A 24,221-nucleotide genomic window follows, 5' to 3' on the forward strand; every position below is an offset into this window, starting at 1 on the left:
ATGACCTCATTGCGGCACGCCGGACAGCGACCGATAGCCAACACTCGGCGTCACGGACAAGCCCGGTTGATTCGTCTGCGCCTGCTCGACGCGCATCCCCGGGGGCGCGCCGTCGAATCGGATTTTCAGGTCGCCCTGAAGACGTGCATTCGCCGCGCCCTGCTGCGCCAGCACACCGCTCGCGACACGGGCCGTTCCCGGCGACACACCGGTCTGCTGCGCCAACGTCCAGCTCCGCAAGCTCGCTGCACCCGAGCGCAACACGTCGCCCGTCGAAGCGCTGCCACCGTCGAAGCCGAGTTTTCCGCCGAGCCACTTCGCGCCGCTCATCAGCGGCTCGATATAGGGCTTCACGCGGTCCCACAGCTGCGAGAACCACGTGACGATCGGCTCCCAGTTCTTGATGACGATACCCAGCGGCGTGAAATTGAGGAACATCGCCTTGATGCCTTCCCACGCGGCCCCGATCACGATCTTCGTTGCGCCCCAGAGCGCCGACATGAATTCGGTAATCGGCCCCCAGTTCTGCGCGATAACCTGCACGAGCGGGAAGCTGAAAAACACATCCTTGATTCCCGCCCAAACCTTTTCGAAGAACGGCTTGACCTTCGACCAATTCGCGATCAGGAACCCGGCCGCCAACGCAAGCACACGCACCGCCAGCCCGAGCGGCGTGAGACTCGACACCGTCGTAAAAATCTTCATTGCCACCGTAGCGATCGCCGCCGCACCGCGCAGTGCGATCAGGCCGGCGGCGGCTCCAAGCAGCCCCTTCACGAGTTCCGGATTGGCCGTTGCGAATGCGGCGACACCGTCAGCGATGGGGCCGATGAAAGCAAGGAACTCGTTCAACGGCGGCAGGACCACGTTGCCGACCGCGATGCCGATCGCCGTAAATCGGTTCGACATCAGCTGCAGGTTGTTCGCCGTCGTCGCCGCCCGCGCGTCGTATTCCTGCTGCATCGAGCCGGCGTAGAGCGTCGAATCGCCGACTTTCTTGAAATTGCCTTTCAGCAAATCAAGGTTCGTCAACATCGGCGCAATCGCCTTGATCGACTCGCGACCGAACAATCCCTCGAGCACCGCGGTTTGCTTGACCTTGTCGACCTTGCTCACCGCAGACAGGACGCGCACGATCGTTCCCTGCGCATCCTTCTGCATGCCGGCCGCGACCGCCTTGGCGTCCATCCGCAACGCCTTGAAGATGCCCTGCTGCTTCTTCGAAGCGCTCGCGCCCGCCGTCAGCGCCAGCATAAAGTTCTGCATGCCGGTTGCCGCGACCTCTTCCTGCACACCCACGCCGGCGAGCGTTGCACCCATCGCCGCGATCTGGCCGCTTGTCATGCCGGCTACGGCGCCGAGCGGCCCGATGCGCGTAACGATCTCGGAAATCTGCCGGGCGTTCGCCGGCCCCGTGTTACCGAGATAGTTGATCTTGTCCGCGAGCGACACGACCTCGCCCTGGCCCATCTTGAACGCCGTGCGCCACTTCGCCATCATGTCGCCGGCCTGCTCGGCCGTCTGGTCGAAGGCGACGCCCATCTTCACCGCGTCCTCGGCAAACTGCCCGAGCTCGCTCTTGTCGATGCCCGCCTGGCCGCCGGCCGCGGTGATCTTCGCGATGTCGCGTGCGGCCATCGGCAGCCGCTTCGAGAGCCCGAGCACGTCATCGGTCATCTTCTTGAACTGCTCCGGCGTGTCGAAGTTGACGACCTTTTTCACGTCCGCCATCGCCGACTCGAAGTCGATCGCCGCCTTCGTCGCCGCGATGATGGGTGCGGCAATCGCCACGCCCGCTACCACGTCACGAAAACCGATCTCGCCCAGGCCGTCCGCCTTCAGCCCCTTACGAAAGCCCGCGATATTCTTTCGAATACCCTGGAGCGCCGGCGACAGTTTGTCGACGCCAGTAATCAGCGCTTTGAGTTGAAATTGATCGGCCACGCTTACGTCTCCGGAACCGCACGACTAATGCGGTTCGCCTGTTCGAAATGCTCGAGAATGATCGAGATCGGGCGCGTCATTTCCAGCTCCGGATCGACGCGCCAGAAATGGGCGAGCTCGTAGACGCCGCCGATCAAGTCGTGGGCGTCCGCGACCCCCGTTTCAAGAAAAAACCGGCGACCGTCCAGCAGATCTCGTTGAAGTCGGTCAGGTCGATCTGGTCGACCGACGATGGCGGAATGCTTGCGCAGCGCGAAACGTACTTCGCAACGATTTCCGGACGCATATGCACGTTCTCGTCTTGATCGACTGCATACGGGAGTGCCTTGATTGCCCGCACGTCCGCCGGGGTCGGCTCGTACATTTCCAACACGTCCAGCGTCTCGCCGTGCGCCTCGATCGGTTTGCTCAATTGAATCTTCATTGCCACCTTCCCTTCACACCGTTGAATTCCAGCGATGCCTTACCGTCATCGCCCATCGCCGCCGGTTCGCCCACGACGTAGGCACCGCTCAGCACGTACACGCGGCCGTTCTTGAATTCCACGGTTACGACCATGTCGTCCGCGGATTGAATCTTCGCGATCGGAAAGCTCTTCTCGAACACCGCGTCGACCTTCACGTACGGCACGCGATCCTCTTCTTTATAGAGGCCCGGCAAAATGCTTTCGCGCTTGACGTCGGACAAGGGGCACTCGACACCGCCCGTTACCGAAAACTGCTCGCCATCCGCCTTCACGTAGGCGGTCCCGGCGACCTTCTGACCCATATCGGTCTCCTGAAATGACAGCGGCCCGCACGATGGCGGGCCGCTCGGTTTGCACTATCGTCGACGCCGTCAGGCCGCCGCCGCTTCCGGGTACTGCAACCGGAACTGGTTCAACAGCCCGAAGATGCGCAGCTGGTTGATGTAGTCCGGCGGGAACAGCACATCGACCCGATTCGGGTTCGTCTTGTTGATCTCGACGATCAGGTATTGCGCGAACAGGTCGGCGTTTTCCACGATGCCGGCCAGTTCCAGTTCGTCGTATGCGGCAATCAGCTCCGCACGGATGATCTTCGGCGTCACGATTGCGGCGCCCGGCCCGAATCTGGTTCCGTCGACGGCCAGCTTGTGCCGACCGTACTTGCTCGTAATCCGTTGGCGCAGGAACCGCATCACGTACCCCGTCGTATGCAGCGTCTCCGAGTCGAGATAGCTGTTGTCCGACTGCCCGTAGGCGTTGCGCTGGTACGTCGTCACCGCGCGCTCGATTCGCACCGATCCGTCCGCGGAGTTCGTCGTCGCGATGCCGCTCGTCAGCAACGACTGGCGCTCGTTCAGGATGAACCGCTTCCCCGGTCGAGCCGCACTGATCCCGACAAGCAACCCGGTTTGGGTCGGCCGCGCCGGATCGGCCGAAATGAAAACGGCTTGCCGCGCACCGAATGCCGCGGCCTGTTCCCACGACGGACGTGGCGAATCGGGCTCGAAACCGTTGATCGTCATGTGCTGATCGTTGCGCACACGGCCCGCGGCCACCAGTTGGCCCGGCGTGCCGCGGCGCGCCGAATAGACATGCCCGTACAACATCGACGACCACGCCCAGCGTCCCGATACGTCGTTCATCCATTCAGCGAATGCATCGAGCGACGTCGGATCCGTCCACGGCTGGCAGACGAATTCGAACTCCTCGTCGCCCACGGCCGCCAGGACATCAGCCAGTTCGGGCGAGCCCGCACCGCCTGCCATCGGCGTCACCGTCGCAGTCAGCCCCGCCGGCAAACGCTCGTTTGCAGCGAGGCCCCCGCGGTTGAATTCAACCGCGATGTCGTTGCCCGTGTCGCCCTTCCACTTGCACGTCAGTTCCAGTTTGACGCCCGCAATGGCTGCACGCACCGGCATATTGGCGGTCCCGTTCACGGCAGCAACCAGCTGCAACAGGACATCAGCCGCAACCGCCCCGCTCGCGACGGTCACGCGCACGCGTCGGCCCGCGACGTAAAGCGACAGCAGACCGGTCTCCGTCGCCGTGCCGACCAGCTCGATCGTGCTCTTTGCCGCCACGCCTTCCGCGACCTTGACCGCAATCCCCCACACTTCGCCAACCGGATCGCCGCGGCGCCAGATGTCGCTCATCGCTGCGAGCATCGAGCCTTCACCGGCGAGTGCAATCGCATCGCTCGTGCGCGACAGCAACGTGAGCGTCGGCGCGTCGACAATGGCATCATCGTTCGCCTGCCCGATGATCAGACGGCGCAGGGTGTTGCCGCCCGTGGCCGCCGCCGAGTTGTCGATTTCGGCGTAGAACAGCGGAACCGCGAGATCCGCGGGAATATTGTTGAAACTGATCATCCCTTACTCCCCTTGGTTGCCTTGCCTTGAGCAGCAGCGGCCGGCTCTGCCTCTGCAACGTTGGCGGCGGCCGGCTCAGCCTCCGCAACGTCGGCGGCGGCCGGCTTTGCAATTTCAACCACGTCGCCAGACTGCACGCAGCGGCGCCAGTACACATTTCGCGGTACATCGCGCCCGTCGGCCGGCAGATCGTCACCGCGCAACGGGTCGCGAACGATTCGCCCGTCCGCGGGCTTCACGCGCATCGTTTTCGTCATCGTTCATCCTTCAGCTCAACACGGAGCTCCATTTCGATCCGGCCGTCCGGGCCGGGCTTTTTCAGATTCGGGTCGGCCATGGGATCGATGGCATCGACGTGAATGTCGACGCCCTCCAAAGCAGGCAATTGATCGAGCATGTCCTCGTGCCAGGTCTCGGGATCGTCGTCGCTGCCGAGCGTCCACAGCGCCGAAAAGCCGAACCGATAGAGAACGCGAAACCGGTCGGTCGATACGAGATCGCACCCCGTGTACTCGACCGGCTCGTATCGTTCGGCAGGCGTCCACCCAACGAGCGCGCGCAGCAGCGCCGCGCGTACGTCATGCAGTTCGTCGGCCGCCGCCTGCCCGCGCTCGTTCCCCTGCTTCAGCGCGACGATGACGTCGAACTCGTCGGCAATGTCCTGCCTCGTCCCGTTCTGCAACTGGTTGGGCTCGGGATCGTCGCCGGTCATCACGACGAACGCGGCGGGCATTTCCAACTTTGCGCTGTCCTCCAGCGCCGCCCAATCGATGCCCCCGGATACGCGGCGCTCGAACAACGGACAGAAATCGCGCACATGCGCGATCGTCGGCGATAGCTTCATGACAACCTCAACGGATCGTAAGAGCGCGGCGGTATACGTCGACGAGCAATGCACGAACCTCGCGCACGCTGTCGTCCTTCGCATCGACCATGTAGTTGCCGCGCGGCTCAATACGCCAGTTGGACGTGCCGCGCGACCCGCGATCGCGACGCACGCCGCGTTTACGTCGTGCGCCGTAATACAGGAATGCCGGATAGAAATCGCGCATGCCTGCGATCTTCTGCGGCATGACCTTGACCATGAACCCCGAGCGCGAGACCTTCGTCTTGATCGATCGCTGAAGCCGACCGGTTTGCCGAGCCGGATACCGCCCCGGCGCCGACCGCCCGCCGAGCGCGACAAGCGCTTTTGCGCGCCGCTCGACGATGCGGCCGGCCTTGCGCATTCCTTTCCGAACTTCGCGCTTGTCGAAATCGATCAACCGATCGAAGCCTTCGAACCCTTCGATATGCAGCGCAATATCAGCGTTACCCGCCATGTCGGAGCTCCTCCACTTCGAGAACCGTAAAGCGCCGTGCACCGTTCAAATCACCGACACGTTTCACGCGAAATACCTGCTCGCGATACACGACCTCGTAATCGGTCGTGATGCCGTCGAGGTATCGCAGGTAGATTCGGTGGGTGACTTTTTCGTCGATCTGCACGCTGCCGCTATACACGGCCGCGCCGACCGGCTCGATCTTCGCCCAGCGCGGTTTTTGCTCGGGAAACTCGGACTCGAGCTCGGCATCGCGGTAGGGATAGTCCCGTCGCTCACGCAGCTGCACCCGCCGGTTCAACTCGCCAATCGTCGGGATTCGCATCACAACCTCGGCACCAGGTACGGGTCGAGCAACCCGTCGACATAATCCCGGGGTGGCTCAACGCTTTGCCCGGACATCAATGCGTCGCGATGCTCGATCAGGTAGCCGAGGCGTTGCCAGATCCACATCTTGATCGACGCGGGCACCGCCTTGGCATCCGGATAACCGCACTCGACCCGAAGGTCCGCGTCCGCCGTCGCCGTTAGAGTCGCCGGCAACCCGTCGTCCCACGGAACGTCGGCACCATCGGCGGTTTTCACCGAAATGACAGGCATCAGGCCATGCAGGGAAACCGTTTCGCCTGCGCGAACGCGGATACCCCACACCTGCCTGATGAAACGGCGGCCCGTGGCGTGCTCGGCCTTTTCGCGACCGGCCTGAATCGCCACATCGATGATCACGTCGTCGATGTCGTCGTCGATCTTCGCCCACACCCTGGATTCTTCACGGCCGACCGGCTCCTCTTTCGGAGGATCGATCAGGCGGGCGATCACGACGGGTCACCGCCCTTGGTCGGCGAATCGTCGTCCGACGCATCGTCGCCATTCGATCCGGCACCGCTACCACTTGCGTTCGGCTGGTCGACGGCATTCGCCGCATCGCTGCCCGAGCGTGCGCCCCGCGTCGCCGCACGACGCGGTGCACGGAATTCTTCCGCGGCGCCCGCCTCGATCAGCCGATCGGCGTCACGATCGGGAAACCCGGCAATTTCCCCTGCCTGATACGGCGGAACACGCCGCAGAAACTTGATCGATTTCATTGAATTGACACTCCTGTGTGCGAAATCTGATGGGCGCTTCGCGCCCATCACCCACCAACACGCCGCGTTACGGCGCCCACTTCACTGCAGTCAGCACCGCCACGGACGGATCGTGACGCAGGCCAAAGTCGTGCTCCGTGATTGCGCGCACGAGCGTCTGGTCACGACTGAATGCCGAGACCAGCTTGTCGCCCTCGACGTACGACGCTTCGCCGGAAATGTCGATGATCAGGCCCGTCGCTTCGCCGATGATTGCGTCGTTGAAGTCGGTCAAATAGATTTCCGACTCGTCACCGTCAGCGCCGAGGTTGTCCGGCACGCTCGTCGTCACCTTGAACGGCTTGCCGCGCCACTGGCCCGCGGCAATCTCCGGGAAAACGTGATTGCCGTTGCCGTCGACGAGGTTTTGCAGGAACACCAGCGTGCGCGGTGAGAAGATCCAGCCCGGCTTGAGCATCTTCACGTTCTTGCCGAGCAGCGCGAGCTCGAGCCGGCCCGCGTCGTTCTTCACGTTTTGTACGCTGATCGTGGGATTCGCAGAAATCACGTTCGACGCAATCGCGAGATAGCGCAGCCCCTTCGGCGTGTTGTCCGCCCCGTTGTCGCGCAGGAATGCGCGATCCTCGCGCGTGCCGATACCCTGGATGATGTCGTCGCGCACGATCTCGTTCGCCGACGGCGAACTGAAACGAATGAGGTCGTTCGATATCGGCACCATCGCGACGAGCTTCTTCTTCGAAAGATTCAGGTCGCCGAACGTCGGCTCGCTCGTCGCGATGTCCGCCCCCTCGCTCACGTACGATGCCGTCGATCCGGACGCCAGCTTCGGCATCGTCAGCGTGCCGGCCGGCATCGGCATGGTGCGCGCGCCAAGCGCACGCACGACACTGGCCGGACGCAGCAGCTCGATCAGTTCGGGTACGTAACCCGGCGGCACGATAAAGCCGCCGGCCGATTGTGTGCCCGTGTTGAGCGCCGCCGCGATATCCGGCGCATGGCACTGCGTTTCCGCGTAGTTCGCCGCGGCGCGCAGATCGCCACGGCTCGACACCAGCGAACGAACGATGATGCCGAGCGACTCGCCCCGCTGACGCTCGTTCGCGCCTCGCGGTTGCGCATGAAGCGCGCCGGTAACGGGCGTCGCGATCGCAGCTGACATGCGATTCGACGCCTCGATACGGTTGATTTTTTCCGTCAGCGCGTTGAATTCCGCCTCGAGCGCCGAAAATTCGGCTACCTGCTCGTCGGTGAGCGCCGTACCCGCGGCCTCAATTGCCGCCAGCTCTGCCACCCTCGCCTGCACCCCCGCGCGGCGCTGCAACAGACTCGTGAGATCCACCATGTGATACTCCCTGATTGCCACTGAAAATAAAAAAGGGCCACCGACTGGTGACCCTCCATACCCCTCGCGGGGATTCCTTACATCGCCCGCATTCGCATCGCACTAGCCGCCCGCTGCAGCCGCCCCGATCTCGTCGACCTCGCCCCCTGATGTCGCTCGACGATGGCTCGCATCGCGTCGCGCGGGGCCTGCACACGATCGGCGAGGCGATGATCGATAGCAGCCGGGCCGCGGAACACGCCAGCCTCCGTGCCGCGCACCGCGTCCACGCTCAGCCCGCGATTGCGGGCGACCGTCTCTACGAACAGGCCGTAAATCCGATCCACTTCGGCCTTCAGCTCGGCGTGCGCTTCGTCGCTGAGGGGCGCATTCGGGTTGCCGTCGATCTTTCTCGCGCCGGCATATACGTAATTGACCTTGATCCCCTGCCGCTCGTTTGCCTCGCTACGGTCAAGGTGCGCTGCGACCACGCCGATGCTCCCGACACCGCCCGTTCGCGGAACGATGATCTCGTCGGCCGCGCTCGCGATCGCATACGCTGCCGAATACGCGGACTCGTCGACGATTGCCGTGATCGGCTTCCTGCCGCGCGCACTGAAAATCTCGTCGGCAAAATCGAATGCTCCGTTCACCGAGCCGCCCGGCGAGTTCACGTCGAGTACGATATGCGCGATCTGGCTGTTGCCGAGCATCGCGTTGAACGCTGACGACAACTGCGCGTAGCTCGTGAGCCCCGACATGGCGTCAAGACTCGACGCGCGATGAACGAGCGTGCCACCAACCGACAGCACCGCAACGCCGGATCCGATGTCGGCCCAGGCATCACGCTGAGCGGCCGCCTGCGTCGGCGCAAATTTGTTCGGATCATCGAACGCGCCGATCGGCGCCCGCTCGCCCATGTCGAGTTGCAGGTCCATACGATCGGCCAGTACGCGAAGAATCACGTCCAGCTTTCCGGGTTCGATCATGTGCGCCTGGCCGAAGACCAACGACGCCAAAAGCGGATATTTCATTGCTGTCCGTCCTTCTTTTCCCGCGGCACCGAGACCGGCGCCATGTTGAGCGGCGCCCAGAATTCGTCGCCGCCGTCGTACGCGTCGCGATCCTCCATCTCGCGAACATCGTTCGCGTTGAGAATTCGCCCCTCCAACCCGATCCGGTATGCCTCGTAACGAGACTTGATGTCGCCGCGAAGCAACGCGTCCACGTTGAATTTCATGTACAGGCCGCGCTTGCGCTCATCCTGCGAGAGCAACGTCAGGTTCAGTCGCTGTTCCCACCGCTTGATCCACGGCGCGAGCGTGTACTTCACGAACTCGAGCGACAGCTGCTCGATGTTGTTGTTCGTCGCGCGCTCGAGATCGCCCAGCATGTGCAGCGGGATGCGGAACAATCGTGCAATCTCGGCGATACTGAACCGCCGCGACTCGATGAACTGCAGGTCAGCCATCGACAAGCGCAACGCGTGCAACTTCATGCCGCCGGAAATCACGGGTGGACCATTGCGGCGCTGCCGAATGAGATCGACCCATTCGCGGCGGTACGTATCTCGCTGATCCTTGCCTGCTTTCTCCGCCACCTCCAACACAATCGGCGGAACGAAACCATCCGAGAACGCTTCGTTGCCGACCTGCTCGGCAGCCATCGCCAGCCCGAGCGTTTCACGCGCGAGGCCGATCGGCGACAGACCGAGCAACCCGTCGAGCGAAAAACCCCGGATGTGCAACACGTGATGTGCCGGCACGTCGGATATCCCGTCCAGGTCGTAGGTAAATTTCCGGGCAGTCTTGTCGTAGCGAGGCACGACCTTGTCCGGATGCATCGGATAAAGACCCTGCACCTCGCCCGCGCCACTCCAATCGATCCACGAATAGCAATTCCCACGCAAGCCGAGATGCGCCTGCCCCATTTCGACGAACTCGAACGTCGTGTTATTCGGGTTCGGCGAGTCGTGAAGCAACGTGCTGAGAGCGTGCTGCGACACGCGACGGCGCTTCGTGCCATCGGCCTGATAGACCGAGATCGGCAGGCTCGCCATCGATTCCGCCAGAATCCGCGTCGCCGCGTAGACGGCCATCACGCGCAGCGCACTGTCGGGTGTCACAACCTGTCCCGAGACGCTTCGCCCACCGCCGAACGCCCGCAGAAGCCAACCCTCCGGGCTGGCCGTCCCGCTCGGCGGATTCGTTACCGCCTGTGCCGAAAGCTCCGGCCGGCCGAATGCCTGCATCGCGGCTGAAAATCGTTGTCGAATGCTCATCGCCTACAGTCCGTCCGCGACTCCATCGTCGCTTTCATCGCCCATCATTGCCCGGCCGAGGGCCAGGAACATCGCAACCGGGCCGTCGATCTTGTTTTCCGGCCGTTCCTTGGTCGGATGCTTGAGCCCGTTGTATCGCGACGTTGTCACGACTACGTTGCTGACCATCCACGTCATCGCCGGGTTGCCGTCGAACTTGAGCTTGCCCTCGAGCACGAGGTTCTCGGTTTGGATGATCGGTTGCGTAAAGAAGATCGGCGCCTGACGAATTTCGACGAGCGGCAACCCTTCCTTCACCAGCTGCGTCGCAAAATATCGCGACATCGCCGGGTCGAACGGGATCTCTTGCACATCGAACATCTCGCAATAGCGGCGAATATCATCGGCAATAACGTCAAAATCCGTCGCGTTACCTTCATTGACGATGATGTGTTCAGCTCGCACCCAACCGCTGTATTGCGAGTTCGAGCCATTGTCGACTGCGTACTCGTTCAAATAGAACCGAGGGAATACGTAGAACGTACCGGCCCGCTCAAACACCAGCACCAGCGCGGCAAAGTCGGTCTTTTCCGCAAGGTCCATGCCGATCCAACAGCGCTCACCAACAAAATCGTCGAGCCGCATGTCTCGATCGGCGCAGCGTTCCCACGCGCGCATGTCCATCCACGCCGAATCCGCGTTCACCCAGACATTCAGCCGCTTCGTCAGGAAGTTGTTCACCGCGCTCGGCATCGACTGCGCCTTGCGGCAAGCCATCTCCATGTCGTCCACGAACACGGACACGCCAAGATTCGGATTCGCCTTGATCCACACGGACGGATCGGACCAGTCGTCCCCGTCGTCGAGCGTGAAGATGATGCCGAAGAACGTCTCGTCGACGAACACGCCTTCGAGAATCTTCGTCACGTGCGTACGTTGCTCGTAACAAATGCCCGTCAGGTCGGAGCCGGCCGTCGTGATCAGCCACAACAGCGACTGATCGCGCGCGCCCGTGCCCGAGTCGATCACGTCGAACACCGCGCGTGTCTTGTGCGCGTGCAACTCGTCGATCACGCCGCCGTGCACGTTGAGGCCGTCGAGTGTGCTGCCCTCCGCTGACAACGGGAGGAACTTGCTGCCGTCGTCCGTCAGCAACTGGTGCTGAAGGATCTCGACGCCAAGCGCCGCACACATTTCCGGCTCACGCAGCGCCATCGCGCGCGCGTCGTCGAACACGATCTTTGCCTGATCGCGCGTCGTCGCCGCGCTATAGACCTCCGCGCCCGGTTCGCCGTCAGCCGCGAACAGATACAGCGCGATGCCGGAGCTCTTCGTCGACTTCGCGTTCTTGCGCGCGACCTCTTCGTAGGCACGCCGAAACCGGCGTAGGCCACTGTCGACATGCAGCCAGCCGAACACCGTGGTCAGAATGAACGCCTGCCACGGTTCGAGCTTGATGCGCTGGCGCGTGCGCGCCCATCGCCCCTTCGTGTGCGGCAGGAGCTCGATGAATTCGCAGATGCGCGTCGCCGCGTCGTTGTCGAAGCGGTACGGAAACTCCGGATCGCCCATTTCGGCGCGAGCGAGATCCCGGCGCTGCCGTTCGCATGCCAGTTTCACCCACTTGCACGCGACGATACGGCCGGCCAGGACATCGTCGATGTACTGGTTGGCCGTATCAACGAATGTCATTTAGCGAATTTCCCCCACCCTGCCGGTTCTTCCATGCCGGGCAGCTGCATTTGATTGTTCGACGGCGTGACGCGCGAGCGACTTGCCGGCGACAGGCCGAAGCTCTGCAGGAACTTGTGCACCTGCTCCTGCAGCGCGTTGATCATGTTGATCTCGACGGCGTTGGATCGATAGCCGCTCGGCGCCGTGTCAACGTAGGCAGCGGTCGCGCCGATCCCCGACAGGTCGAGCACTTCCTTGCGCCGCTCGAATGCGGTCTCGAGCTCGACGAGCCGCCCCCATGCTTGGCAGTACAACGTAAGCGCCGCTCGATCCAGTCGCGAGATCAAGCCGAGCTTCTCGAGCTCGACCGTGATTCGCTTCCATTCCTTGCGCGCCTCGCGATTGAGGTGCGGCGGCATGTCGGGCACCGCGACTTCGGGGTGCACGCCATCAGCGAGGTTCAACGGGCGCTTGCCCGGATTTCCCCGCATCAGCTTCAGCACATTCGGCTGCGCTTGCGGTCCTCTTTGTCCCATGCTCTGTTAAAGGGGCTTTGATACCCCCCCCTCCAAAACTTGCGCACACAAAAAAACGATTGGGCGATCAGTCCCGACCGGGCTCGCCCCCAAAAAATCGACCCGCCCCCGGGGTCGGCGCGACCGCCGGCCGCCGCCGCTCCCTCGCCGTCTTGGCCCGGTGGCACGGCCCGCAGAGCGCCTCGAGATTCGAATCGGCGTCGGTTCCGCCGCTCGCCTTCGAGACGATGTGATCGACGTGCTCAGCTCGCGTCACCTTGCGCTCCCGCAGGCACTGTTGGCAGAGGCCGTTGTCCCGCTTCATGATGCGCTCGCGAAGCTTGACCCATCGTGATCCGTAGCCGCGTTCGTGACGACTGCCGCTCCACCGCGGCGCGTTCCAACCGGTCGCTTCCGACTGGTGCCGTTCGCAATATCCCGGCACGTCGACCAATGCTCGACAGCCAACGTGGCGGCAGGGCGTCGGGGCTTTCTTCGTCATTCGACGCTCCAATGCAAAAAGCCCCAAGGCTTTCGCACTCAGGGCTTCATGATTCTTCCGGGCGAGCGACGGCCCGGTACAGGCCGCGTCGCTCGGTATTAACCGGATCAAATTGTGGATCGGAGTGTAGATCAGCTATTTCGTTTCCGCAACACCCTCTTTCAACTTATCGATCACAGACTGCATGGAGACATATTGCGGCCGAGGCACGACGAGCTTCTCCTCGATCACTCGTTTTGCATGCGCAAGCGCGAGGTCGAATATGCTGGTCGGCCGCGCCTTCAGGCCGAGCCGGCGACAGATCACTGCCGGCGGTGCGCGCCACACGAAGTGCATCGTAAGCACCTTGCGATCGAACGGCATAATCTTCCGCATCGCCACCTCCACCCGATTCGCCTCTTCAAGGTCGAGCGTTGAGTCGACTGTACGCCCGCCGACCGAAGGAAAGTAGATGCTCGACGTGAGCCCGTCTGTCCCGCCTTGCCCACCACGCTGTGCGCGGGCCCAATTTTCCAATTGTTGCTCGATCGTCATACTTCCCCCGTTTCAATCTTCATAAAGGCCGACGTGCAGCCGGCAATAACCGCGACGCGTCGATCCTGCGCCGAGAATGGACGTGGCGACGTTGGTACATCGCTTGCCGTCGCCGTCAACGTGTGCACAGCATCGATCGTCCCGCGTTTGCTGGTTCGCAGGCTGCCGCTCGCGCTGCAGCGACTGGTTACGCTTCGCGCGCACCTGATCCCAATTTTTTCGAAGGCGCGCCGGCGAGCGAATCACGGAACACCAGAATCCGTCGCGCAGTGCCCACGCCCACAGCTTTGCGATTTGCTGTGGGTCGAATCCGTCGGCCAACATGCGGTCAACGTCCGACGCCCACTCACGAAAATCCGGCTCGCGAGCCCCCGGATCGCTGTCGCGAAGCCGCCGAGCCATCCAAGCCGTGAGCGCCGGGCAGCCCTCTTGACGATTTCCCTCTCTGCTTGTACCTTCACCGCCCAGGTATACCGACGAAGTTTGAGAGAGAGAGGGAGTTTCGTAATATCTGTTTGTTGGGTTGTTAGTTGGAACGTGGTTCCTGTAACTTCCCGGACCACCCTCAGAATCGCCGACCTCCGGCGAGACACGTGAACTAGGTTCGTCAAACTCGCCCGGATTACCGGAACGTGGTTCCTCAAACTCCCCCGAATTACCGGAACGTTGTTCCGACTCGTCGAAGTCAGCTCCGGCGATATCGAGGTTCAGGTCGTCACGCGCGCGACGCGCAACCTCCTCCGGCACCGTGAGACGATAGTGACCGTGCGCCCACTTCCGCCCGCTCTTTCTCGACTTCCACCGCTTGATCCAGCCCGCCTGCTCTGCCACTCCGAGATGCTTTGACACGGCGCGCGCCGTCAACGTCGCGCGCGCGGCAATTTCATCGATAGACGGCCAGCATGTGTCGTCGATCGAATTCGCATACTCGGCTATGACGAACAGTACGAGCTTGGTCGTACCAGGCAATTCGCTCGCGGTCATCGCCCGACGCCAAGTAAATGATGTTGGCACTCCCGCCATTAATACGCCCCTGTAGGTTCTGCAAAATTCTCGAATCTCGCTAATTCGTTTCGGAATGCCAATCTCACCGTAGCAAGCGCCCCATTCCGCTGTTTGGCGATAATTAGCTCCGCGGTACCCCGGTCCGCGCTGTCAGGGTTGTACACCTCGTCTCGGTAAATAAACTGAATAACATCAGCATCCTGTTCGATCGCGCCGGACTCGCGAAGGTCGGACATCATCGGCCGCTTATTCGGGCGCTGCTCGAGCCCACGATTCAGCTGTGACAGCGCGATCACTGGCGCATCGAATTCCTTCGCCGTCTTTTTCAACTCGCGGGATATTTGCGATACCTCGCTTGTGCGGTTTTCGCCTGATCCACCATCCCCCGACATCAGCTGCAGGTAGTCGACGATGATCAGGCCAAGTTTCCCGACGACACGCTGCAAACGACGGAGCTTTGCCTTGAACTGCAACGGCGTGACGGACGAACTGTCGAGCACGTACACCGGAGCATCAACGAGGATCTGCGTACCATGCGTCAGCTTTGACCAGTCATCGTCACGCAAACTCGCTGTTCGCAGCTTGTGCTGATTGATCCGCGACGTGCCAGCAAGCATCCGCGTCGCCAGTTGGTCGTCCGGCATTTCCAACGACAGCACCGCGACAGGCATGCGCAGCTCGACTGCAACGTGCTCCGCAATGTTCATCGCGTACGAGGTCTTTCCCATTGACGGGCGACCGGCGACGACTATCAGCTCACCGCCATGCATTCCGTCGGTATGGCGATCAACATCGACAAAGCCCGTTGCCGTCCCACCTATTTGCGCAGCACCGCCCGCGTGATAACGATCGTCGATCCGCTGAATTACCGACGTCAGAGCGGCCGAGATTGGCCGAAACTCTTCATCGGCTGCGCTTCTCGTATCTGCGATTCTTAGCAGTTCGCCCTGCACGAGGTCCAACAGTTCAATAGGGGATTTGCCGCCGGGTTTCAACACGGCATCGCGCAGCCGCTCGGACACACGCAGCATCCGCCGGGAAATCGAGCGGTTACGCACAATCTCCGCGTAATGGCGAACGCCCGCGGCGCTAGGTGTAGCTCGAACCAGGTCGTTCAAGAAAGCGAGCGGCTGATCAACCTTTGCGTCGACGGATAGCAATCGCTCAAATACCGTCACGGCATCAGCAACTGCGCCACGCTGAATGAGCTCGCGAATTGCCTTGAAAACGAGCGCATGTTCGCCGATCGTGAAATCCGCTTCGGAGACGATGCCCACAATTTCTTCAAGCGCGCCGTTATCAAGCAACACTGCGCCAAGGATGCTTTGCTCGGCTTCGGGCGCCGACGTACGGGCGTGCGCATCCAATGGGTCGTGTGCGCCCATCAGGAGAACCTCCGGGAATAGTTGAATTACGCGCCGCGGCTACGGCGACGGCCCTGCGCGGAACGTCGCGCGATTGCGATCGTCTGTTCGATCTGGCGTTGCGCCACGCGCCCGGCTTGCTCGATGGCCTCGGCTTCTCGCGGCTCGATCACCCCATCTTCAGCGGCGCGCCGGACCTCTTCAGCCAGGCCGCCCGCTTTCGTACTTACCGTAAGCGCGGAGTCGACAAGCGCACGGACGCAATCCGATTCAGCATCGGCGACCGTTTCCGTTGCGACGAGCCCAAACCGAGCGTTGAACGCGTACACCGCATCGAGCGCATGCGGTTGCTTCTTTTCGAGCATCCATTCGACTAGCAGCTCGAACATTTCGCCCGTAATACGCGCGCCCTCAACCTCCCGCAGCCGCAACCGCAGATGCTCGCCGGAAATCCGCGTACCTCGCCGCTCGGTAAGAAAGCGGGCAGCGTCTTCGACTTTCCCGGGCGTGTTGGATACGGACGTATACAGGACGTCAATCCACGCGGTTTGACTGTAATGGTGAGCCACATTTGCCCCTTGAATTTCACCGTTTTTCATACTGTTAACGTGCTCGCGTTTCCGAGAAAATTGCTCCATCGCCAAACGGAGCATCACCATGAAAACGCAAAAATTCAGAATTCAGCACGCAACAGCGACCCCGAAGCCACAACTCAAACGACACATGCGCGATGCGATCCGGCGCGCCTTGAGCGAGGCGAAGGCCTCGCGCTCGTTTGCCGCTTTCATGCGGCAGACGTGCGACGCGACCGCGATCGAATGTCCGCATGCAGATGCAATACGTTCCCGTCTGCGCCATTCCGCTCTGTGCGATCACGCTGCCCCAGCCCAACAAGGACATCCGGCCGCGCAACAGAAATGAACTGCATCCTCGGCTTCGGGATGCCATTCCGGCGCCACTGAGACACGGCCGCGTCGTCAATCTCGAAGAGATCAGCGACAACCCCGGTCCCGCCCAATCGATCAATGATTTCGCTCGCATACGCGATGCGCAGGTCGTTTTCCATGGACCGGATTTAAGCACACTTAATTTCAAAAGTGAAGTGCTCTTATCTGCTAAGGTTTAGCCTGCTGAAATGAACGACCTAGACACCTTCGTAGGACGACTCCGGTATGCCAAGACGTTGCGCGAGGCAGAACTGGGGGCGTCAATCGACGACAAGGAAATCGCCGCCAAGGCAGGAGTTTCCCCGTCAGCTGTCTCGCAGTGGACGAGCGGCAAAGTGAACGTTGAGAATTTGAAGGCCGCGCCGGTGTTCCGCGTTGCGCGCTTTCTGCGCGTTCGCGCTGACTGGCTTTGGGATAAGCGCGGGCCAATGAAGGATGCCCAAGACGACCTGCCGCAAGAAGCGCAGGCGTTCTATGCCGATCTCAAAAAGGCGATTGCCCTGGGCATGAGCGAACTCGCGGTCGCCGCCGTGCACGCACCCTTAAAGGCGGTGCTGGCTATGCACGAGAGAGCTCGCGGTGATCTGCTCGATTTGAATGCGCCGACGCCACCAGACGACTCAGATTCCAATCGAAAACCGCCGCGCACCTAAACACCCCTACGCGGTCATGCCCTGCCGCGTAGCCCTTGACGGGCATCCCTAGCAGCTCGACGTCCCAGTCATACTCGGGCGTCTCGTGCACCCCCATCACCCGCACCACCAAACCGATGTGCGCCTTGTTGGCGCACCGGCTGATCACGGCCAGATCCCCCGGATTGATACGGCCCTCGCTCATCTGTTCGTCCAAATTCATCGACGCGCACCCTCAGTCTTTTTCTACAAAACGCTTTCAGTACTGTATGGATATCCAGTATGCACGCAGTCTAGATCGCTCGTCAACTTAAGCACACTAAATTTTCTTTGCTCTCTGAAATTAAGTGTGCTTAAATTCGTCTCCACGCAGCCCTTTCGCTGCGCATCCAACGAGGCGAATTTCGATGCTTACCATCCTGTTCCGACGCAGCGAATTCACGTGGCTTAAATCACGTGCGCTGCAGGCGCGCGACTGGCACCCGCTCGCCGCGCTCGTCGTCCTTTACCTGATCGCCAGCGCGGTCGCCCCCGTATTCAGCGTTTGAGGTGCGCGATGAATAACAAACCGCGCTCCGCACGTCAGCTTGAGGCTGCGATTTTCGACTGCATCAAGGACTCGGCCGAAACCGCCAAGAAACACAACCCGGACAGCTCCGCGCCCGATCGCCGCACCGCAGATTTCGTCGTGTGCCTTTGCGGTGCGCTCGAGGCACGCGGATATCTCGAACTCGCCAAGGCAATCGCGACCGGCAGCGGCAAGGAACACCTGTACCGAGCGGAGGGCGCATGAACAAGCCCATGCCCCTCTGGAAAATCGTACTGCTCTGGCTCGCGGTAGGTATCGGCTGCGTCGCGTGGACGTACAGCGACGAAGCACCGGACACGCCGAGCGCGAGCACCTACAGCGCGTGAGTCGGCCATGCAGAAAGATCACCTGCCAACCCATCTACTGCGCGTCGAGTGGCAACTGTTGCACATGACGGGCGACTTCGAAACCGCAATCCAGCGCGCCAGCGTGCGGGACGCGCTCGAATCGTCTGCGCGGGCACGAGAAACGCGCGAACGACGACGCGCAGCTGCACGTGTGGACGTCAAACGGCTGCAGGCCGGCGACGCGGAGGATTGATCAATGCCGCGCTGTCACGTTCGCTGCACGCACTGCGACGCGCGCCGATGCCTGCGTCGCCACCCCGATCGCTACACGCGCCTGCCGGCGTGCCGCACGTGCAACCGCCGGAAATACCGCATCGATCAGTGGATGAACCGCCGGAACACGACGCGCATGCGTTGCGACTGCGCCGGTTACTGGTTCCCGCACCGACGCGGCTCCCTGTTTTGCTGGCATCGAGCCGACGGCTCGAACCGCTATCCCGGCGATACCGATTTCGCCGATCGCAATTACGACGGCCTCGCGGCCTGACTTCACCTGAGAGGTAATCGCATGTCCCTGTTCACGTCACTGCACGAGCTCGCGCGCACCACGAGCATCAACATCCTGATCACTGCCGAAGGCGACGAAAACTTGCGCGTCAACGTCACGCCGCTGCCGAATGCGAAAGGCAAGAAAGAACTCTGGCCGCTGTCACTGGTTGCGACGCCCCAAGAACTCGACGCCGAATTCGCAGCCGCGGTCGAGGCGTACGAGCCCGGCGCGCTGTCGCTGCTCGACCAGGCGCGCGCGTGCGCCGCCGCGAACAAATCCGACGCGGCGCCCGCGCTTCCGGCGCCGAACGCTGGTGGCGCCGCAGGCACCCCCGGGAAGCGCGGTCGCGGTCGGCCGCCGAAGGCCGCGAAGGCCGACGACGCCAACAACCCGCCTTCGACTGACGGCGCAAACGCCGGCGCGACTGACCCGCGCCAGATGCGCATCGACGATGCCAGCCAACCGAGCGACGGCAGCGAGACGCCGGCCGCAGAAACGCCGGCAGCTGCGGAACCCGCTAGTGCAGAGCAGCCGCAATCGACCGACGCTGGCGTCGACCTGTACTGATCGGAGACAACGACATGCATATCGAAACGCTCGCTCGCGAATTCTCGTATAACGGCGCCAAGCTCGCCGACCCGGCTCCGACATTCACGCTGCAGCAGGTCCGCGATTTCTATTCGCAGACCTATCCCGAGCTGACGAACGCCGAGATCGAGGGGCCGGTCATCAAAGGCAATCGCAACGTCTATACGTTCCGGCGCGCTGTCGGCACGAAGGGAAGCGACGCGGCAACGCGCGACATTTCCGCGATGATCGACGCGATCATCCACGGCACGACGCGTCCGCCGTATCCGATCTTGTCCTACCTGCTGGACGTCGAGCGATTCGCTCGCGCACACGCATGCCCGCTGCTCGACGAAGAAGTCGCATTCATCAATGCGCTGCACGCGCGCTACTGCACGCAACCGAAATGACGCTCCGCGAACTTCGAAAGCACCTGCGCGAAAACACATTCGCGGGCGAATCGACGCCGCGCGCACGCGCGAAGCACGTCAACAGCCGACTCGCTCGCTACGTGCAACGTGTGACTCAGTACCCGGACCGCACGTCTCCGCGCCTGCGCCTGCCCTCATCCATCATGCCCGTACTGCCATGATCACGCCCGCACTCGCCATCCCGGTCATTGCCGCAGGCGTACCGGTCCGGTACGTCACCGGAATCAATCAGGAAAGCGACAGAAATTTCGCACACGAGCTTGCGCTCGCGCTGATGCGTGGCAAGTTGCTCACGGACGACGATGCCACGAATGCGGACAATCACCGCGACGAAATCGAACTCGTGCGCCATGCAATTACCCGTGAATGGCTCGACCGAACCGACGGCCTGACGATCTTCGAGTGGAATTTGCGCGTCAGCGAAGAGCGCTATTCCCCGACGCCGTACGCCTCTGGCAGCACTCAATGCGCGTGGTTCTCAATTCACTCCAACCAAGGAGCCGGAACGGCGCCATGCCGGTATCTGCGCGCCGGCATCAACCACCTTGAAAACGTGATGTCCGGGCTTGGGCAAACCGTTCTCGCCGTTTTGTACGAAGCCTGTCACCACTACTTGCCGAACGTTTGTACGCCGCGCGAAACGCTTTATCTTGCCGAGTATCTGTACTGGCAAGGACACGCGAACGAAATCGATGCGCTCGAAGATTTGATGTTTTGCTACGACAGCGACCCTGAAAAAGCTACCGCCGAGGAATTCTTCACTGAGCATTCGATACCCCGACGCACAGAATTTTTCCGCTACGCGCCCGAGTGGATCGCAAATCCCGAGCAAGTGCTGAGCATTGCCGACGTTGGATATGCGTCCCTGATTGATGATACCGCCGCGGCCGTCGCCAACGCCTGCGATGAAATTCACCGCCTCATCGTCAACGGGGGGCCATTTGCCCGAGTCGACAACCGCGACACCGGCCGCGGCCCCATCGATCATTCACTGTATCTCCTCTGGGACCAGCACGACGGCACCGATCGCATCCTCGACGATTTCCTCGAAAACGAACTCCAGGGCGATCCGATCGAGGTCTCGTGCGCGGTCCAGCTGTCGCTCACCGGCAGCGAAATCGGAAACTGGTTCGCGCGGATGAGCAACACCGCCCGGCTCGCGCGTGCAGTTGAAACCCTGCTCGATCTGCTTGCGCTTCGCACGCCCGAAAATGTCACCGTACAGGTACGCGTATGACGACCGTCGATATTTATTGCGAAGGCAGCACACACCTCGAACTGGATTCAGCACTGCTGCTGTACCGAAACAAGTCAGATACGCACGTCTACGTAACGCGGCACGCTGCTCGCGTCGTCGGCGGCGTACCCACGCTACTCGCCGGCGAGCCGGTCACAGAGCGACAACTTGCGGCCTTTGCCGGCGCAGCCGCGAAACACGTCGGTCAACAAGGCTTCGTGCATGAGCGCGTGATCTTCGCAGGCCCCGGCGTTGTCGCTTGGTGGATGCCGGCAGGCGTGCGGCACGTCTGGTTCAAGACCGATGAACCGCTCGGCATGCGCGCGGGCCCGGCGCATCAACCTACATTGCTGTTCATCGCTCAAGGTGACTGCCGGCACGTGTTTGCGCTCGCCGAGAATAAGCGACCCCAACGCGGGACCGACTTGTTCCAGGCCCCTTACTACAACGTTTATTCCTCCGGCTCCGTGTGCACCGGCAACGTCGAAATCGCGAAGCAGCCGAACGCGGCCGACGTCGAGCACTACGAAGAGGAATTCTTTCGCAGCCGCTTCACTCACCCGAATGCCGCAAAGCTGATTCAGGGCGGAAGCATTTCCGCGCTCTGGTGCCAGTTGCTCGATGGCGCCGAATTTCCAACCGAAAGACTGGTCCCGGTCGACTTGACCGTCGAATCCGCAATTCAACGCCTCACGCCACGGAGCTAACCACATGTCCACCAAAATCGAAGAAATTAAGGCAACGTTCGAAGCTGCAACGACCGACACCCTGCGCGCACTCGGCGACGCCCTAAAGGTATTCAGCGAGGCAGTCGCCGACGAAGTGAAGGCCGGCCAGTCGCGCCCGATCGCCGCGAATTCCGACGACGCGAATATCGGCCTCGACGAAGCACTGTTCGACAGCGCCCCCATCGCCACGATCCCACGCCACGCGGAATTTGCCCCGCTGCTCGACATTGGTCACCGATTCCTGCTCGCGGCGGAAGGCCTGTTTGTGGAGATCCGTCGCCCGTGGCTGCACCTGATTCAGCCGGTCGCATCGATCGAAGGCCCCGGTCCACGTCCGCCGTACGGCTCGCTCACGCCGAAAATCGAGTTCGCGTTCGGCCGTCTCGGCGCCGCCGAGCAGCATTTCCGCCGGTTCGGCGAGGAGGCGCGCGCCGCAGCCCCGAACGAACACGCTGCGTGGATCGTGTGGGACAACCAGAAACGCGAACTCGCCTATCGTGACCTCGAGATCGACCACGCTACACCGGGCAGCATCACATTCAAGCGCCCTGTTCTCAGTGAACACGAAAGCCTCGTCGTGGACCTGCACAGCCACGGCACGGCCAGCGCTTTTTTCAGCGAAGTCGATGATCGTGACGACGCAGGCGAGGTCAAGCTGTCTGCCGTCGTCGGCACGCTCACGGCCGGCGCGACGCCCACCATCGCGTTCCGCCTTTGCGCACTCGGCAAAACCATTCAACTGAAGGTACCCGTAACCGCGTTCTTCGCTGCAGCGGAGGCGTCAGCGTGAGTCAGTCGGCAACGAATCAACACCGGACGCCGGCACATTTCATCGGCGATCAACGCGTAAAGGTCGCGCTGATCGGATGCGGTGGCACCGGTTCGCAGATGCTGACGGGCCTCGCGCGCCTGAATCATGCGCTCGTCGAGCTCGGCCACCCGGGGCTGCACGTAACCGCATTTGACGCGGACACGGTCAGCGCCGCAAACGTCGGCCGGCAAATGTTCAGCCCGGCCGACGTCGGCCAGTACAAGAGCGTTGTGCTCGTGCATCGCCTCAATGCGTTCTTCGGGCTCGACTGGTGCGGCCGGCCAGTACATGCCGGGCCGGACGCGATCGCACGCGGCTCGCTTGATCTCGTCGTGATGTGCGTCGACAGCGCCGCGGCACGGGCCAAGCTGGCACCGTTCCTGAAAAAGGCCGGCAGCTATGTGATGGATCTCGGTAATCGTGCGAGCGACGGGCAAGTAATTCTCGGCGCGGGCGAACAGGCGATCGGTAACCGTAGAGGCGACCAAGTTGATAGCACACCGTTGCGCTGGCCGTACGACGTCCTGCCCGAACTGGTCGACACGACGATACCCGAGGACGACACGCCGAGCTGTAGCCTCGCCGAGGCGCTCGAGCGGCAGGAGTTGTTCATCAACCAGGCCGTCGTCACTCAGGGGCTCGCGATCCTGTGGGAATTTTTCCGGCATGCGCGCCTGACGTGGTGCGGCGCGTTCGTCAACCTGAAAACCGGCAATGTGCGGCCGATGATCGTTCAGGCAGTGCAGTCCACCACCAAGGTAGAAAAATAGTATGGCGAAGAATTCAGTTGACGCATACGGCGCAAAAGGAAAAGGCAACCTGCTCGATTTCGATCCGGATGACCTGACACTCGTGACCGACGAAACGCACCCGCTCTATGACGAGCGCGTTCACTGGCCGCTGGACGAAGCGATGGTTCGCAACATCGACTTTCAGGGAATCATCCAGCCAATCGAAGTCACGAAGAACCCGGAGACGGGCGCGACCGAAGTGGTTACTGGTCGCCAGCGGGTAAAGAACTGCCGCGAGGCGAATCGCCGGCGACGCGAGCGCGGCGAAAAGCCCTGGTTAATTCCCGCCTTCGTGCGCCGCATTGCACCGAAGGACCGGAGCAAGAAACTGTCAGCAGCAATTGCCAGCGAGAACGCCATCCGCCAGCAGGAGACGCCGATGACGCGCGCGGCGAAGATGGCGCGCCAACTCGGGCACCACACCGAGGAGGAAGTCGCCATTCTGTTCGGCTGCAAAGTCGCGACCGTGCGGTCAACGCTTGCCCTGCTCGACTGCTGCGCCGAGGTTCAAAAGGCAGTAGACAGCGGAAAGGTACCCGTGACCCATGCAGCGAAGCTCGCTCGCATGAAACCAGACCAGCAACGCGAAAAAGTGCGCGACCTCATCGATGCAGCAAACAGCAACACGGGTCACGCAAGGGCGCGCGCTCAACGCGAAGTGATGGGCGATGCGTCGCCGCGCTTGAAAACCCGGAAGCAAATTGCCGACGAACTGTCGAAATGCGACGGCGAACGCGCTGAAGCCCTCAGATGGGTTCTCGGCATTACGAACACCAACCACTAACAAGCAA

General features: G+C 62.0%; 34 protein-coding genes. 13 read left to right on the forward strand and 21 right to left on the reverse strand.

Annotated elements, in window-relative coordinates:
• Window positions 1-6: 6 nt before the first annotated feature.
• The 21 genes from LGN10_RS07670 to LGN10_RS07765 form a co-directional block, all read right to left on the reverse strand.
• A complete protein-coding gene (locus LGN10_RS07670; RefSeq protein ID WP_226222580.1) occupies window positions 7-1,944 on the reverse strand; it encodes a phage tail tape measure protein in 1,938 nt (645 codons plus the stop codon).
• A 2-nt stretch (window positions 1,945-1,946) separates the two neighbouring features.
• Entirely contained in the window at window positions 1,947-2,081 is a 135-nt protein-coding gene (locus LGN10_RS33475; RefSeq protein ID WP_264163084.1) for a hypothetical protein, read from the reverse strand.
• Entirely contained in the window at window positions 2,078-2,368 is a 291-nt protein-coding gene (locus LGN10_RS07675) for a phage tail assembly protein (protein ID WP_226222582.1), read from the reverse strand. Before LGN10_RS07675 ends, LGN10_RS33475 begins: the two co-directional genes overlap by 4 nt.
• Window positions 2,365-2,712 (reverse strand): phage tail tube protein, encoded by a 348-nt coding sequence (locus tag LGN10_RS07680; RefSeq protein ID WP_226222584.1) that lies wholly within the window; start codon window positions 2,710-2,712, stop codon window positions 2,365-2,367. The genes LGN10_RS07675 and LGN10_RS07680 overlap by 4 nt, the downstream gene beginning before the upstream one ends.
• A 69-nt stretch (window positions 2,713-2,781) precedes the next feature.
• Window positions 2,782-4,278 (reverse strand): phage tail sheath subtilisin-like domain-containing protein, encoded by a 1,497-nt coding sequence (locus LGN10_RS07685; protein ID WP_226222586.1) that lies wholly within the window; start codon window positions 4,276-4,278, stop codon window positions 2,782-2,784.
• Complete coding sequence (locus tag LGN10_RS07690) at window positions 4,275-4,535, reverse strand: DUF2635 domain-containing protein (RefSeq protein WP_226222588.1); 261 nt, start codon at window positions 4,533-4,535, stop codon at window positions 4,275-4,277. The genes LGN10_RS07685 and LGN10_RS07690 overlap by 4 nt, the downstream gene beginning before the upstream one ends.
• Window positions 4,532-5,122 (reverse strand): hypothetical protein, encoded by a 591-nt coding sequence (locus LGN10_RS07695; protein WP_059723127.1) that lies wholly within the window; start codon window positions 5,120-5,122, stop codon window positions 4,532-4,534. The genes LGN10_RS07690 and LGN10_RS07695 overlap by 4 nt, the downstream gene beginning before the upstream one ends.
• Before the next feature lie 7 nt (window positions 5,123-5,129).
• Window positions 5,130-5,600: a hypothetical protein gene (locus LGN10_RS07700; protein ID WP_059723129.1), complete on the reverse strand. Its 471-nt coding sequence runs from the start codon at window positions 5,598-5,600 to the stop codon at window positions 5,130-5,132.
• Window positions 5,590-5,925, reverse strand: coding sequence for a phage head closure protein (locus tag LGN10_RS07705; protein ID WP_059723184.1), 336 nt, complete (start codon window positions 5,923-5,925; stop codon window positions 5,590-5,592). The genes LGN10_RS07700 and LGN10_RS07705 overlap by 11 nt, the downstream gene beginning before the upstream one ends.
• Window positions 5,925-6,419 carry a head-tail connector protein gene (locus LGN10_RS07710; protein ID WP_226222589.1) on the reverse strand — a complete coding sequence of 165 codons (495 nt, stop codon included), beginning with the start codon at window positions 6,417-6,419 and terminating at the stop codon, window positions 5,925-5,927. Before LGN10_RS07710 ends, LGN10_RS07705 begins: the two co-directional genes overlap by 1 nt.
• Window positions 6,416-6,736: a hypothetical protein gene (locus LGN10_RS07715; RefSeq protein WP_155626463.1), complete on the reverse strand. Its 321-nt coding sequence runs from the start codon at window positions 6,734-6,736 to the stop codon at window positions 6,416-6,418. Before LGN10_RS07715 ends, LGN10_RS07710 begins: the two co-directional genes overlap by 4 nt.
• 16 nt (window positions 6,737-6,752) lie before the next feature.
• Window positions 6,753-8,027, reverse strand: a complete 1,275-nt coding sequence (locus LGN10_RS07720; protein ID WP_226222590.1) for a phage major capsid protein — start codon at window positions 8,025-8,027, stop codon at window positions 6,753-6,755.
• Between the two features lie 77 nt (window positions 8,028-8,104).
• Complete coding sequence (locus LGN10_RS07725; protein ID WP_226222591.1) at window positions 8,105-9,040, reverse strand: S49 family peptidase; 936 nt, start codon at window positions 9,038-9,040, stop codon at window positions 8,105-8,107.
• Window positions 9,037-10,287 (reverse strand): phage portal protein, encoded by a 1,251-nt coding sequence (locus LGN10_RS07730; RefSeq protein ID WP_226222592.1) that lies wholly within the window; start codon window positions 10,285-10,287, stop codon window positions 9,037-9,039. The genes LGN10_RS07725 and LGN10_RS07730 overlap by 4 nt, the downstream gene beginning before the upstream one ends.
• Before the next feature lie 3 nt (window positions 10,288-10,290).
• Entirely contained in the window at window positions 10,291-11,838 is a 1,548-nt protein-coding gene (locus LGN10_RS07735) for a terminase large subunit (protein WP_226222593.1), read from the reverse strand.
• A 116-nt stretch (window positions 11,839-11,954) separates the two neighbouring features.
• On the reverse strand, window positions 11,955-12,443 hold the full coding sequence (locus LGN10_RS07740; RefSeq protein ID WP_226222594.1) for a phage terminase small subunit P27 family: 489 nt from the start codon (window positions 12,441-12,443) through the stop codon (window positions 11,955-11,957).
• Window positions 12,444-12,543: 100 nt separating this feature from the next.
• Window positions 12,544-12,957 carry an HNH endonuclease gene (locus LGN10_RS07745; protein ID WP_226222595.1) on the reverse strand — a complete coding sequence of 138 codons (414 nt, stop codon included), beginning with the start codon at window positions 12,955-12,957 and terminating at the stop codon, window positions 12,544-12,546.
• 135 nt (window positions 12,958-13,092) lie between these two features.
• Complete coding sequence (locus tag LGN10_RS07750) at window positions 13,093-13,491, reverse strand: hypothetical protein (RefSeq protein WP_226222596.1); 399 nt, start codon at window positions 13,489-13,491, stop codon at window positions 13,093-13,095.
• 12 nt (window positions 13,492-13,503) lie between these two features.
• Window positions 13,504-14,475, reverse strand: a complete 972-nt coding sequence (locus LGN10_RS07755) for a helix-turn-helix domain-containing protein (RefSeq protein ID WP_226222598.1) — start codon at window positions 14,473-14,475, stop codon at window positions 13,504-13,506.
• A 38-nt stretch (window positions 14,476-14,513) separates the two neighbouring features.
• Entirely contained in the window at window positions 14,514-15,881 is a 1,368-nt protein-coding gene (gene dnaB, locus LGN10_RS07760) for a replicative DNA helicase (RefSeq protein ID WP_226222600.1), read from the reverse strand.
• A gap of 26 nt (window positions 15,882-15,907) precedes the next feature.
• Window positions 15,908-16,459, reverse strand: coding sequence for a phage regulatory CII family protein (locus LGN10_RS07765; protein ID WP_226222609.1), 552 nt, complete (start codon window positions 16,457-16,459; stop codon window positions 15,908-15,910).
• 227 nt (window positions 16,460-16,686) lie between these two features.
• On the opposite strand from LGN10_RS07765, the gene LGN10_RS07770 reads away from it, so the two are divergent.
• The 13 genes from LGN10_RS07770 (at window position 16,687) to LGN10_RS07825 (ending at window position 24,214) form a co-directional block, all read left to right on the forward strand.
• On the forward strand, window positions 16,687-16,986 hold the full coding sequence (locus tag LGN10_RS07770; RefSeq protein ID WP_226222611.1) for a hypothetical protein: 300 nt from the start codon (window positions 16,687-16,689) through the stop codon (window positions 16,984-16,986).
• Window positions 16,987-16,995: 9 nt separating this feature from the next.
• Window positions 16,996-17,460 (forward strand): helix-turn-helix domain-containing protein, encoded by a 465-nt coding sequence (locus LGN10_RS07775; protein ID WP_034174089.1) that lies wholly within the window; start codon window positions 16,996-16,998, stop codon window positions 17,458-17,460.
• 386 nt (window positions 17,461-17,846) lie between these two features.
• Window positions 17,847-17,987 (forward strand): hypothetical protein, encoded by a 141-nt coding sequence (locus tag LGN10_RS07780; RefSeq protein ID WP_226222613.1) that lies wholly within the window; start codon window positions 17,847-17,849, stop codon window positions 17,985-17,987.
• Window positions 17,988-17,995: 8 nt separating this feature from the next.
• Window positions 17,996-18,232: a hypothetical protein gene (locus LGN10_RS07785; RefSeq protein WP_226222615.1), complete on the forward strand. Its 237-nt coding sequence runs from the start codon at window positions 17,996-17,998 to the stop codon at window positions 18,230-18,232.
• On the forward strand, window positions 18,229-18,354 hold the full coding sequence (locus tag LGN10_RS33480; RefSeq protein WP_264163085.1) for a hypothetical protein: 126 nt from the start codon (window positions 18,229-18,231) through the stop codon (window positions 18,352-18,354). The genes LGN10_RS07785 and LGN10_RS33480 overlap by 4 nt, the downstream gene beginning before the upstream one ends.
• 7 nt (window positions 18,355-18,361) lie before the next feature.
• Window positions 18,362-18,568, forward strand: a complete 207-nt coding sequence (locus tag LGN10_RS07790; protein ID WP_059499130.1) for a hypothetical protein — start codon at window positions 18,362-18,364, stop codon at window positions 18,566-18,568.
• A gap of 315 nt (window positions 18,569-18,883) precedes the next feature.
• The gene (locus LGN10_RS07795) at window positions 18,884-19,432 is read left to right on the forward strand and encodes a PRTRC system protein E (RefSeq protein WP_212159257.1); all 549 of its coding nucleotides are present in this window, start codon (window positions 18,884-18,886) and stop codon (window positions 19,430-19,432) included.
• Window positions 19,433-19,446: 14 nt separating this feature from the next.
• Window positions 19,447-19,842 carry a PRTRC system protein C gene (locus LGN10_RS33635; protein ID WP_319001216.1) on the forward strand — a complete coding sequence of 132 codons (396 nt, stop codon included), beginning with the start codon at window positions 19,447-19,449 and terminating at the stop codon, window positions 19,840-19,842.
• Between the two features lie 178 nt (window positions 19,843-20,020).
• Window positions 20,021-21,100 (forward strand): PRTRC system protein F, encoded by a 1,080-nt coding sequence (locus tag LGN10_RS07805; protein WP_226222617.1) that lies wholly within the window; start codon window positions 20,021-20,023, stop codon window positions 21,098-21,100.
• A complete protein-coding gene (locus tag LGN10_RS07810; protein WP_226222619.1) occupies window positions 21,097-21,807 on the forward strand; it encodes a PRTRC system protein B in 711 nt (236 codons plus the stop codon). Before LGN10_RS07805 ends, LGN10_RS07810 begins: the two co-directional genes overlap by 4 nt.
• Before the next feature lie 4 nt (window positions 21,808-21,811).
• The gene (locus LGN10_RS07815; RefSeq protein ID WP_226222621.1) at window positions 21,812-22,618 is read left to right on the forward strand and encodes a PRTRC system protein A; all 807 of its coding nucleotides are present in this window, start codon (window positions 21,812-21,814) and stop codon (window positions 22,616-22,618) included.
• Window positions 22,615-23,409, forward strand: coding sequence for a PRTRC system ThiF family protein (locus tag LGN10_RS07820; RefSeq protein WP_226222780.1), 795 nt, complete (start codon window positions 22,615-22,617; stop codon window positions 23,407-23,409). Before LGN10_RS07815 ends, LGN10_RS07820 begins: the two co-directional genes overlap by 4 nt.
• A gap of 1 nt (window position 23,410) precedes the next feature.
• Entirely contained in the window at window positions 23,411-24,214 is an 804-nt protein-coding gene (locus LGN10_RS07825; RefSeq protein WP_226222623.1) for a ParB/RepB/Spo0J family partition protein, read from the forward strand.
• Window positions 24,215-24,221 lie beyond the last annotated feature (7 nt).

Origin of the sequence: Burkholderia sp. AU32262 (genome assembly GCF_020419985.1) — a bacterium.
In the GTDB taxonomy this organism is placed as follows: domain Bacteria; phylum Pseudomonadota; class Gammaproteobacteria; order Burkholderiales; family Burkholderiaceae; genus Burkholderia; species Burkholderia semiarida.

What these genes read in the sequence shown, in the direction of transcription:
- dnaB (WP_226222600.1), bottom strand. Translation starts at nt 15,881, where the DNA reads ATGGGCGCACACGACCCATTGGATGCGCACGCCCGTACGTCGGCGCCC.
- LGN10_RS07680 (WP_226222584.1), bottom strand. Translation starts at nt 2,712, where the DNA reads ATGGGTCAGAAGGTCGCCGGGACCGCCTACGTGAAGGCGGATGGCGAG.
- LGN10_RS07770 (WP_226222611.1), top strand. Translation starts at nt 16,687, where the DNA reads ATGCAGATGCAATACGTTCCCGTCTGCGCCATTCCGCTCTGTGCGATC.
- LGN10_RS07775 (WP_034174089.1), top strand. Translation starts at nt 16,996, where the DNA reads ATGAACGACCTAGACACCTTCGTAGGACGACTCCGGTATGCCAAGACG.
- LGN10_RS07825 (WP_226222623.1), top strand. Translation starts at nt 23,411, where the DNA reads ATGGCGAAGAATTCAGTTGACGCATACGGCGCAAAAGGAAAAGGCAAC.
- LGN10_RS33480 (WP_264163085.1), top strand. Translation starts at nt 18,229, where the DNA reads ATGAACAAGCCCATGCCCCTCTGGAAAATCGTACTGCTCTGGCTCGCG.
- LGN10_RS07705 (WP_059723184.1), bottom strand. Translation starts at nt 5,925, where the DNA reads ATGCGAATCCCGACGATTGGCGAGTTGAACCGGCGGGTGCAGCTGCGT.
- LGN10_RS07765 (WP_226222609.1), bottom strand. Translation starts at nt 16,459, where the DNA reads ATGAAAAACGGTGAAATTCAAGGGGCAAATGTGGCTCACCATTACAGT.
- LGN10_RS07700 (WP_059723129.1), bottom strand. Translation starts at nt 5,600, where the DNA reads ATGGCGGGTAACGCTGATATTGCGCTGCATATCGAAGGGTTCGAAGGC.
- LGN10_RS07755 (WP_226222598.1), bottom strand. Translation starts at nt 14,475, where the DNA reads ATGACCGCGAGCGAATTGCCTGGTACGACCAAGCTCGTACTGTTCGTC.
- LGN10_RS07720 (WP_226222590.1), bottom strand. Translation starts at nt 8,027, where the DNA reads ATGGTGGATCTCACGAGTCTGTTGCAGCGCCGCGCGGGGGTGCAGGCG.
- LGN10_RS07695 (WP_059723127.1), bottom strand. Translation starts at nt 5,122, where the DNA reads ATGAAGCTATCGCCGACGATCGCGCATGTGCGCGATTTCTGTCCGTTG.
- LGN10_RS07805 (WP_226222617.1), top strand. Translation starts at nt 20,021, where the DNA reads ATGATCACGCCCGCACTCGCCATCCCGGTCATTGCCGCAGGCGTACCG.
- LGN10_RS07780 (WP_226222613.1), top strand. Translation starts at nt 17,847, where the DNA reads ATGCTTACCATCCTGTTCCGACGCAGCGAATTCACGTGGCTTAAATCA.
- LGN10_RS07690 (WP_226222588.1), bottom strand. Translation starts at nt 4,535, where the DNA reads ATGACGAAAACGATGCGCGTGAAGCCCGCGGACGGGCGAATCGTTCGC.
- LGN10_RS07750 (WP_226222596.1), bottom strand. Translation starts at nt 13,491, where the DNA reads ATGACGATCGAGCAACAATTGGAAAATTGGGCCCGCGCACAGCGTGGT.
- LGN10_RS07725 (WP_226222591.1), bottom strand. Translation starts at nt 9,040, where the DNA reads ATGAAATATCCGCTTTTGGCGTCGTTGGTCTTCGGCCAGGCGCACATG.
- LGN10_RS07685 (WP_226222586.1), bottom strand. Translation starts at nt 4,278, where the DNA reads ATGATCAGTTTCAACAATATTCCCGCGGATCTCGCGGTTCCGCTGTTC.
- LGN10_RS07790 (WP_059499130.1), top strand. Translation starts at nt 18,362, where the DNA reads ATGCAGAAAGATCACCTGCCAACCCATCTACTGCGCGTCGAGTGGCAA.
- LGN10_RS07675 (WP_226222582.1), bottom strand. Translation starts at nt 2,368, where the DNA reads ATGAAGATTCAATTGAGCAAACCGATCGAGGCGCACGGCGAGACGCTG.
- LGN10_RS07735 (WP_226222593.1), bottom strand. Translation starts at nt 11,838, where the DNA reads ATGGGCGATCCGGAGTTTCCGTACCGCTTCGACAACGACGCGGCGACG.
- LGN10_RS07745 (WP_226222595.1), bottom strand. Translation starts at nt 12,957, where the DNA reads ATGACGAAGAAAGCCCCGACGCCCTGCCGCCACGTTGGCTGTCGAGCA.
- LGN10_RS07785 (WP_226222615.1), top strand. Translation starts at nt 17,996, where the DNA reads ATGAATAACAAACCGCGCTCCGCACGTCAGCTTGAGGCTGCGATTTTC.
- LGN10_RS07810 (WP_226222619.1), top strand. Translation starts at nt 21,097, where the DNA reads ATGACGACCGTCGATATTTATTGCGAAGGCAGCACACACCTCGAACTG.
- LGN10_RS07815 (WP_226222621.1), top strand. Translation starts at nt 21,812, where the DNA reads ATGTCCACCAAAATCGAAGAAATTAAGGCAACGTTCGAAGCTGCAACG.
- LGN10_RS07795 (WP_212159257.1), top strand. Translation starts at nt 18,884, where the DNA reads ATGTCCCTGTTCACGTCACTGCACGAGCTCGCGCGCACCACGAGCATC.
- LGN10_RS33635 (WP_319001216.1), top strand. Translation starts at nt 19,447, where the DNA reads ATGCATATCGAAACGCTCGCTCGCGAATTCTCGTATAACGGCGCCAAG.
- LGN10_RS07730 (WP_226222592.1), bottom strand. Translation starts at nt 10,287, where the DNA reads ATGAGCATTCGACAACGATTTTCAGCCGCGATGCAGGCATTCGGCCGG.